General features: G+C 49.7%; 7 protein-coding genes. 5 read left to right on the top strand and 2 right to left on the bottom strand.

Annotation, left to right across the window (positions count from 1 at the left end):
* The coding region (locus OXG10_02195; protein MCY3826179.1) for a hypothetical protein at positions 1-203 on the top strand (203 nt) is incomplete at its 5' end.
* An 11-nt stretch (positions 204-214) separates the two neighbouring features.
* On the opposite strand, the gene OXG10_02190 is transcribed toward OXG10_02195, so the two are convergent.
* Entirely contained in the window at positions 215-595 is a 381-nt protein-coding gene (locus OXG10_02190; protein MCY3826178.1) for a hypothetical protein, read from the bottom strand.
* A gap of 489 nt (positions 596-1,084) precedes the next feature.
* Here OXG10_02190 and OXG10_02185 point away from each other — a divergent pair, with 489 nt between their 5' ends.
* The 4 genes from OXG10_02185 (at position 1,085) to truA (ending at position 6,478) form a co-directional block, all read left to right on the top strand.
* Positions 1,085-1,609 carry a hypothetical protein gene (locus OXG10_02185; protein ID MCY3826177.1) on the top strand — a complete coding sequence of 175 codons (525 nt, stop codon included), beginning with the start codon at positions 1,085-1,087 and terminating at the stop codon, positions 1,607-1,609.
* 170 nt (positions 1,610-1,779) lie between these two features.
* Positions 1,780-4,722, top strand: a complete 2,943-nt coding sequence (locus tag OXG10_02180) for a S41 family peptidase (GenBank protein MCY3826176.1) — start codon at positions 1,780-1,782, stop codon at positions 4,720-4,722.
* A 60-nt stretch (positions 4,723-4,782) separates the two neighbouring features.
* Entirely contained in the window at positions 4,783-5,718 is a 936-nt protein-coding gene (locus OXG10_02175; GenBank protein MCY3826175.1) for an ABC transporter permease, read from the top strand.
* 22 nt (positions 5,719-5,740) lie between these two features.
* Positions 5,741-6,478: a tRNA pseudouridine(38-40) synthase TruA gene (truA, locus tag OXG10_02170; protein MCY3826174.1), complete on the top strand. Its 738-nt coding sequence runs from the start codon at positions 5,741-5,743 to the stop codon at positions 6,476-6,478.
* A gap of 81 nt (positions 6,479-6,559) precedes the next feature.
* Here the strand turns inward: truA and OXG10_02165 are convergent, their stop codons facing one another.
* Positions 6,560-9,061: a hypothetical protein gene (locus tag OXG10_02165; GenBank protein ID MCY3826173.1), complete on the bottom strand. Its 2,502-nt coding sequence runs from the start codon at positions 9,059-9,061 to the stop codon at positions 6,560-6,562.
* Positions 9,062-9,308: the final 247 nt, after the last annotated feature.

Here is a 9,308-nt window from a genome sequence, read left to right as displayed (position 1 = left end):
CCATACACCCGCTTTCCCCTGTCGATAAAATGTTGGCAGTCCTGTTGGATGCGAATAGACGCAACCTCACCCGATTTAAATTCAATCAAATCTACACCCCTTTTGTCAAGTGTTTTTTTATACCTAAAGCAGAGTTTTCGGTTTCTGCAGTAACAACCCGAAAATTCATGAATTTTACAAAATATTTGGGGCTAGAATCGTGAGGTGATAAGGGTTAAAACAGCCAGGAAGGGAGGTCTTTCAGGCCTCTCATCATCCTGATTCGAAGCTCATTTTCATCTGGAATGTCTTTTCTGTCGAATTTTACGTTCTTAAGACAGGCGAGCATCGCCCGCATAATGCTGTTTTTTGTTATTCTCTCCTTCTTGTTTTCCTTGGAACGGCTTTTCATTATCTCTCTTTCGAGTTTCTGGAGAAATTCGAAGTCTTCACTGCTTATCCTTAACGTGAGTACGTCAAAGGTTTTGTATTTCGGCGGTGTTTCGGGCTGGGGGCTCGGGGCAGTGCCCGCAATACCGCTCTTGATACTTTTTTCCTCAGGCGGTCTTATCCAGATATTGGGGTTTACTCCCTCACTCGTCTTTTCATCCGCCATAGCATTCCTCCTTACTTTGTCAAAATGATCTCTTGCAGGGTAATTATACCATAAAAACCCTAAGTTATGAACTTCATTATTTTAACTTTACTGAAATCCGACAAGAAAAAATTGGCTCCCAGGTTCTACTGGCATTCACTTGTCAAAGGGTTTGGAAAGTCGAATTGAGATGAAGAGAAATTGGGCGGAAGAGCCTGTTAATAGGAGCTAATCGTGTCATAGTAAGATAAGATAACCTGCCAGTTTTTAAGGCACAAGAACGATTCTGAGAAGATAAACCGTCTCTAATGACCCTAAAACGGCGAAAAATCGGGCTGACTGATGATGATAAGAAGTTATTGACTTCATAAGTTAATACCGACTCCCGGAATTCCTCTCGGTCAAAATTATGCTTGACATTGAGTACCGATCTGTGATAGAAGTTGAGATATGCCCCGATTTGTAGAGGGCTAGGAACGGTTATGATCTCATACAGGAGGTATGGTTAGTATGGTTCCAATAGAAGCTTTGTTAGGTTACGTGTTGCTGCTCGTAGGGTTTGTGTTCTTCGCGAACGGAATGACCCTTTTGGGTAAAACCGGAGCGAAGGAAGTGGGCGTGCTCAATCTGGGAGTCGGCGTGCTTATAGCGATTGCCGCCTGGAAACTGCACACCCTTGGTCTTACGGCGGCTACCGCGCTTGTATCGGTATTTGCGTTGATATACCTGATAGTCTACGCGGTATTCGTACACGGACATGACGCGAAAGGGCTAGGAGTGTACTGTCTTTTCGCAACGGTGGTGTTTATATGGTACGGGGCTCATTTCCAGGCACTTGGGCTTGCGTATTTTGCGTACTTCTGCTGGGCATGGGCTTTGCTGGTGCTTCTCTGCTTCCTTGCGTTCTCGCAGGGCAAGGATCTTGGCAAGCCGATAGCCTATCTGTTCATAATAGAGTCGATAGTGACCCTGTTGATACCGGGAATGCTTCTGCTTACAGAGAAGTGGAATCCTCTCGGTGGAGTACCAGGCTAAGATTCATAATTTTTAGCTGATTTACCAATAACGGGCAGAGGGAATCATTAAGGAATTCTCTCTGCCCGTTGTTTTTTGTTTTTTCCTTCCTGCGCCAGTCCCTTAAACAAAGCGGTTTGATATAATCTGCTTTATAATTGATAATACAGTTTCCGGGACGGTGATCTGAATTGTCTGAAAAAATCCCTAGGTTTCTCAAAAACGGGTACTTGGCTCTTGCCTTGGGAACCATTATCGCCCTATCTTTTTTTCTTGTCGCCGAGCCAGTCAGTCTTGACCGCAAATACAACAGTCAGAGCATAAAAATTGCCGAAGACACCCTTAAGCACGTAAACAAGTTTTATCTGGACAAAAACAAGATCGACTACGCGAAAATGCTTGAAAAAGGGGTTTCCAGCCTTGAAACCTTCCTTGACGACGTGCTGGTGGAGTTTCCACAAGACCGGGGCAATGTCTTCGCCGTTCACGTAAAGGAAAAAGCAAAGAAATTCAAGGAAAAAGAGTCGCCATCCCCAAACGACGTCACAAGTACTCTGGGCCAGGTCGTGTCTTTTGTCCTTTCTAACACAGGGACCGAGGACCGCACCGTCAAAAACATAGAATATTCCATATCGGACAGCATGCTGAAGGTTCTTGACCCCCACTCCGCGATGATTCCGCCGGATATCTACAAGGAGTTTCTCATAGACACCGAAGGAAGTTTCGGAGGACTCGGAATAGTGGTCGGCATAAGAGATGGCCAGTTGACCGTCATATCTCCGATAGAAGGCACGCCGGCTTACAGGTCAGGGATAAAGACCAAAGATCGGATCGTGCAGATAGAAAACGAATCGACCATAAACATGCCTCTTCTCGAAGCCGTAGGGAAGCTAAGAGGTAAAAAGGGGACCAGAGCAAACCTTCTTATCTCGAGAAAAAATTTTTCCAAGCCCAAGAAATTTTCGATAGTAAGAGACACGATAAAGATAGAAAGCGTCGAAGGGTTTGACCTTGAAAACGATATTCTTTACCTGAGAATAAGAAATTTCCAGAAAAACACGTCCTCGGATCTAAAAAAAGAGGTAAGCAGCCGCTCCTACCCAATTACCGGAATAATCCTCGATCTCAGAGGAAACCCCGGAGGCCTTCTCTCAGAGGCAGAGAAAGTAGCCGACCTCTTCCTCTCCTCGGGAACGATAATGACAACTAAAGCAAGGGACTATGCTAAAACCTACAGAGCGACGACAAAGCACCCTGAGTACAAGGGAAAGGTGATAGTGCTTGTGGACCAAGGAAGCGCAAGTGCGTCAGAAATAGTAGCCGGGGCGCTTAAAAACAACAAAAGAGCACTTGTGATAGGAAAAAGATCCTTCGGCAAGGGATCGGTCCAGAAGGTTTTCGAGTTCGAAGACGGCGCCGCTTTGAAACTCACAATAGCAAAGTATCTTACCCCGGGCAACATCTCCATCCAGGACAGCGGCATAACCCCCGACATTCTTCTTCAGGGATCAGTGATAACCGAAGATAAAGTCGTCTATAACCCTTTGCCCGAAAAAAGAGAAAACGGGGAAGAGGAGCCGTATATGCCAGTCCCCGAATTCACGATCAAGTACATCGACGAGAGCCTGGCGCCCCAAGAAGAAGACGAGGACGAGATCCAGCCGGACGAATCGCTTACGAAAGCACAGAAACTTGAGAAGCTGAAGAATGATTTTTACGTGAAACTTTCAAGAAGGATGCTCTTGGCGGAGACCAGGGAACAGATGTATGCAACAGCCACCGATTTTTCCAACGCCCAGCTTGAAGAAATCAGAAGACGGATTGAAAACACGGGAATCGACTGGTCCGCCGGTGAAGCAAAAAAGCCTTCCGTATCGGTCCAAACGGTTCCCTCGAAAACAGTTTTCCGGGCCGGGGAAGAAAGTTTTCTTAAGATAAAGGTGACAAATTCCGGCCCTGACCCGATATACAGGCTCAGCGCTGTTACCGACTGCGAGAACCGCATTTACAGCGATGGAGAGCTTCTGTTCGGGAAACTGCTCCCCGGGCAGAGCAAAATCTCAAGAGTCAAGTTTTCCGTTCCCAGATGGGTCACCACAAGAGAGGACAGTATCAAGCTCATTTTCACGAGTTCAGGGAACAAAACCTTTACGGAAGAAAGCCTGCTCGTAAAAACCGTGGCGGACAAGCGTCCCGTCTACTCCCATAACCACGAAGTAGTGGACGACGGGAGATTCGGAAGCAAAGGCAACGGAAACGGCCATGCGGAACTTGAGGAAACCATAGTACTCAACATAAAATTGAAAAACACCGGAGACGGAACATCTGAAAAGACGGTAGCGACCCTTAAGAATCTTTCGGGGGACGACGTGTTTCTTGAGAAAGGAAGAGTTGAGCTTGAAAACTTCCGTCCAAGGGAAACCAGACTTGCGCCTTTTCGTTTCAGGCAGAGCGGGAAAGGTGGTGAAACGGAATTTGAGCTTCTCGTAATGGATGAGGACTTCCGGGAAATAAAGACACAGAAAATAATTCTGCCTGTCTCCGAGCAGGAAAGACCGTTTTTTTCCACTTCCGCAGAGAAAACTGCCCTGTTCAAGGACTCAAGTTCCATACTTGGGGGAACTTTCCCTGCTGCCCCCGAAGTGGCTGTGGCACAGAAAAATTCCATGGTAAAAATTCTCGGCACTTCAGGGCGATGGATACGGGTTGAGGGGAAAAATTCTCTAGCAGGCTGGGTTGAAGAAAAAGCCATCAGGGTTGCTCGGGCAAGCTATGACGGTCCGTCCGGTGAAGCGTCGGATGAGAACGGAACCGACGGCGCCTGGCAGGAGATTTCAGTTCTTGAAGAAACCTTTGAAGAACCTCCTTTCATCATGATTTCGGATTTCCCCATGTCCACGGAATCTTCCAAAATAACAGTGGAAGGATCGGTCAGGGACACTGACCGCATAGAGAGCGTCTCGGTTTGGAAAAAAGACGACAAGGTAAAGCTTTTTACACCGGGGAAAAACAACGTTCCCCTGCTTTTTCCCTTAACTCTCGAGGAAGGAATGAATCTTTTCACCATAGTGGCCAAGGACGAAAAGGGTATGATATCCAGAAAAACCCTGGCCATAAGAAAAGATCTTTCCTGAATTTAGGATATTTATCGCGCACGCACCGAAGACCGCGGATGAAGTCCGAGGGGCGGAGTAATGCTTAAGTTTCTCTCTTTTCGAATACTGACCGGAGCAGTCGTAATCCTCGTGGTCGCGAGCATAACCTTCTTTCTGCTCAGGGTACTTCCCGGGGGTCCTTTCGACGCCGAGAAAAGCATTCCCCCGAACATACTCGAGAACATTGAAAAGAAATATCACATGGATAAGCCGCTACACAAACAATACTTCATCTACATGGGGAACCTGGCCCGCGGCGACTTCGGACCTTCCTACAAATACGACGACAGGCCGGTTACCGACATAATAAAGGAAACCCTGCCAGTCTCGATGGGGCTCGGATTGGTGTCCTTGGTGCTGGCGTTTTTCATGGGAACAGTGGTCGGAATGATTTCCTCACTGTTTCCAAGAAGCATCCACGACATTGTCTCTGTGCTGATCTCCACGTCACTGGTATCGGTCCCGAGCTTCGTCGTCGGGGCGGCACTCATATATTTTTTCTCCGTTAGATGGGGGATTCTGCCGGCCGCCCTCTGGGGAGAGCCAAAGCACATAGTCCTTCCTGCGGTAACGCTGAGCCTGGCTCCGTTCGCCTATATCTCAAGGCTCGTACGTTCCAACATGCTTGACGTGTCGGGGCAGTTTTTCGTAAGAACCGCTAGGGCGAAGGGACTTGGAAGAACGAAGATATTCACGAAGCATATACTGAGAAACGCGCTTATACCGGTCGTGACTGTGCTCGGTCCCCTGACCGCCTACCTAGTGACAGGGTCCTTTGTCGTCGAGCATATATTCGCGATACCGGGAATGGGAAGGTTTTTTGTTTTTGCCGTGGCAAACAGGGACTACTCCGTTGTACTCGGAATAACGATCGTCTACGCGCTTCTGCTCGTAATAGCAAATCTCATTGTCGACCTTCTCTACGCCGTACTTGACCCGAGAATAGAACTTAGAAAGCAGGAACCGGTCGCCTGATGGCGGGCAAAGACAGACGGAAATGAAGAACGTAAAGATAATTATCGAGTATGACGGCACGGACTACCACGGCTGGCAGCGCCAGGGCGATCTTCCCACGGTACAGAAGACAATAGAGGACGCCTTAGGGCAGATCACAGGAGAAAATACGAAGATAACCGGTTCGGGAAGAACGGACGCGGGAGTGCACGCTGTTGGCCAAGTGGCAAACTTCCTCACTGAAACCCGGATGGATCCCGAGACCCTGCGAAAAGCGCTTAATTCCACACTCCCCGGGGACATATCAATCATCAAGGCCCAAGAGGTCCCAGACGGCTTTCACGCGCAGTTCAGCTCCCGAAGCAAGGTATACGAATACAGGATTTTCAACAGGCCACATCCCCCCGCGCTTCAGAGAAACATGGTGTGGCACATCCAGGAGAAGCTTGATACAAAAAAAATGAGAGAAGCCGCCGCATATCTTGAGGGAACGCATGATTTCTCCGTTTTCGCCACGACCGACATAACGGTGAAAACCACTGTACGCACAGTAAAACGGATTCACGTCAGCAAAACCCACGAAGGGACAATTCTGGTTGAAATAGAGTCGGACGGGTTCCTGAAAAGAATGGTGAGAATGATAACCGGGACTCTCGTGCAAACCGGAAAGGGGAAACTCTCCCCTGAAGAGTTCGGGCAAATACTCGCAGAAGGACAAAAGACAAAAAATGTCTTCACCGCTCCCCCTCAGGGACTTTTTCTTAAAAAAGTGATTTATTAAATTCGCGGGTGAGCAAATCTTACCGATAGAGAGGCTGCGAATCTTTGGTTTCAGAATATGTCATGTTTTAGAGGTGCCCTTTTATCGGGTCGCGGTGTTTTCCCAAAAACACGCATCCTGCCTCCTTCTCCAAGAAACAGCCAGCAGACAGGATATGATCAGAAGCAGGTTAAACACGACGCTTCGCGGCCCGCTTCCACCCGCTCTATCAGAAGCAACCGAACATCCCCCACCGCTTTCTTCCTCCTCCATAACCGGAGGTTCGGGAATCTTAACGAAAACCCCGAAAAAAGACGGCAGAGACGATGTGTCCCCGCACACGCATTCCACACCGTTAACCGTATCCATTCTTGACCCTGAAACAGGTTCCCAGCTCCCGCTCTCGCGGTCGTAACGGTAAAGCCCGGGCACTGACTCCTCACCATCGTCAACCGTCTCTATGTTTGACGTCGAAAAAGACCCCGAACCCTCTTTCTGGTAACGGTAAATATAAGATGCTGACTGCCCGCCGTCCCCCGGAGCGGGCAGACACACCGTCACGGTCTCACCCTCCCCAAGCGTGTATCCATCAAGACCAACTTCCGCTGTAAATCCTTCAAGACTGAGTCCTTCGGGCAGTTCTTCTTCCGAAGGAACGCTTAGATCAATGGTAACAGTCTCGACACTCCCAACAAGGGAGGAAGGAAGAATGATTGACGGCACGTCATCCGGTGGCCCTTCACCCTCGGGGACGCTTAACTCGATTGTAATGTAATTTCCCTCACCGTAAGTGGCGAGGTTCGTACCTTCTCCGCTAGGGCTCACGGCCAACCCGCCCTCTGCCCTGTCTTCGGTCAGAGCGTCATGGTCGGATTCCGGTGGCGGTGGAGGTTGTGGAGGCGATGGAGGCGGCGGTGATGGTGACGGCGGCGGTGATGGTGACGGCGGCGGTGATGGTGACGGCGGCGGTGATGACGAGGTGGTTCCGCTGAGATTGTTGTTGTGGAGACGCAAGCTGGGCAGGTTCCCGAGTTCAGACGGGATGGTCCCGCTAAGCTGGTTGTTCTCGAGCCACAACCTCGTAAGCATGGGCAGGTTCCCGAGTTCAGACGGGATGGTTCCGATAAGATTGTTGCTGCCAAGCCACAACCACCAAAGCATGGGCAGGTTCCCGAGCTGAGTCGGAATGGTCCCGACAAGATTGTTGCCGCCGAGCAACAAATACGAAAGTTTGGTCAGGTTCCCGAGCTCAGACGGGATGGTTGCGATAAGCTTGTTGTTGTGGAGATACAAATCCGTAAGCCTGGTCAGGTTCCCGAGCTGAGTCGGGATGCTCCCGATAAGCTTGTTGTTGTGGAGTTGCAAATTCGTAAGCCTGGTCAGATCCCCGAGCTCAGGCGGGATGGTTCCGCTGAGCTGGTTTCTCTCGAGCGTCAACCACAAAAGCCGCTGGGTCAGATCCCCGAGCTCAGACGGAATGCTCCCGCTAAGCTTGTTGTTGGAGAGATGCAAATGGTTAAGCCCGGTCAGACCCCCGAGCTCAGGCGGGATGGTTCCGCTAAGCTGGTTTTCGTGGAGGTCCAACGCGCTAAGCCGGGTCAGGTTCCCGAGCTCAGACGGAATGGTTCCGCTAAGCTGGTTGTTGCGGAGGTCCAACGCCCTAAGCTGGGTCAGGTTCCCGAGCTCAGACGGAATGCTCCCGCTAAGCTGGTTTTCGCGGAGGCCCAACCCAACCCCACCCCCCATAAGCCGGGTCAGGTTCCCGAGCTCAGACGGGATGGTTCCGCTAAGCTGGTTTTCGTCGAGATTCAACTCCCGAAGGCTGGCAATGTTCCCGAGCTCAGACGGAATGCTCCCGCTAAGCTTGTTGTTGTGGAGATGCAACTTCTGAAGGTTATACAGTCTCTCGCCGAGAAAAATCACGGCAATGTTCCCGAGCTCAGACGGAATGCTCCCGCTGAGATTGTTGTTCTCGAGCCGCAACCTCGTAAGTCTTCCCAAATTCGCAAGCTCAGACGGGATGCTCCCGCTGAGATTGTTGTTGTAGAGTTGCAAATCCTGAAGCTCGGTCAGTCTCCCGAGCTCAGACGGGATGCTCCCGCTAAAATTGTTGCCGAAGAGAATCAACCTCCGAAGCTTGGTCAGTCTCCCAAGCACAAGCGGGATGGTTCCGCTGAGATTGTTGTTGTCGAGATATAACTCCTGAAGCTCGGTCAGGTTTATAAGGTAAGACGTGATGGTTCCGCTAAGCTTGTTGTTGCCGAGACGCAGAGCAGTGACTTTAGAGTCTTGATCAGCAGTAACCCCATGCCAGTTGTTTAGATCGCCGCCGGCACCCCAGTTGGTTCTGTTTGTCCAGTTCGGACCTCCCGCGTCGCAATAAAACTCCTCAAGCACATGTCTGTCGGTGAGAGAAGAGGGAAGCGTACGATTACAGTTTATCGCCCACGCATTTCCCGAGAGCAGCGAAAACGCAAACGCAAAAAAGACCAGAACAAGAATCTTGCACGAAACGGAAAAAGAATCTCTTATTCCTGCGCTGACGCGGGCCGAGCCGCGAAGCAACGCGCGCGGATTAAATAGGGGGGGGGGTGCTGTGGTCATCTGAAAATTCATTTCTTTTCACAATCACTCTCATAACTTCATCATCCTGAAATAAAGAACAATGACTTCGCTGTATAGTGAACAAAATTTTAGGCATCTCCAAAAACACCCTCATATCTTCAGTTAAGCTTTAAACAGTGAAAAAATATATCTGCTCACATCCCCCCCGTCAAGTTACAGGGCAGCGGGTGTCACGGCTTTTTCACTCTTTGAAGTGGATTTGGAAGATTGAAGGCAGTTTTATGTG

The sequence above is a fragment of the Candidatus Dadabacteria bacterium genome (assembly GCA_026706695.1).
Taxonomy (GTDB): domain Bacteria; phylum Desulfobacterota_D; class UBA1144; order Nemesobacterales; family Nemesobacteraceae; genus Nemesobacter.
The sequence above is the reverse complement of the archived record's forward strand: the minus strand, read 5'-3'. Positions and strand labels throughout refer to the sequence as shown.

Coding starts and splice junctions, on each gene's coding strand:
- truA (MCY3826174.1), top strand. CDS start 5,741: ATGAAGAACGTAAAGATAATTATCGAGTATGACGGCACGGACTACCAC.
- OXG10_02185 (MCY3826177.1), top strand. CDS start 1,085: ATGGTTCCAATAGAAGCTTTGTTAGGTTACGTGTTGCTGCTCGTAGGG.
- OXG10_02175 (MCY3826175.1), top strand. CDS start 4,783: ATGCTTAAGTTTCTCTCTTTTCGAATACTGACCGGAGCAGTCGTAATC.
- OXG10_02165 (MCY3826173.1), bottom strand. CDS start 9,061: ATGACCACAGCACCCCCCCCCCTATTTAATCCGCGCGCGTTGCTTCGC.
- OXG10_02190 (MCY3826178.1), bottom strand. CDS start 595: ATGGCGGATGAAAAGACGAGTGAGGGAGTAAACCCCAATATCTGGATA.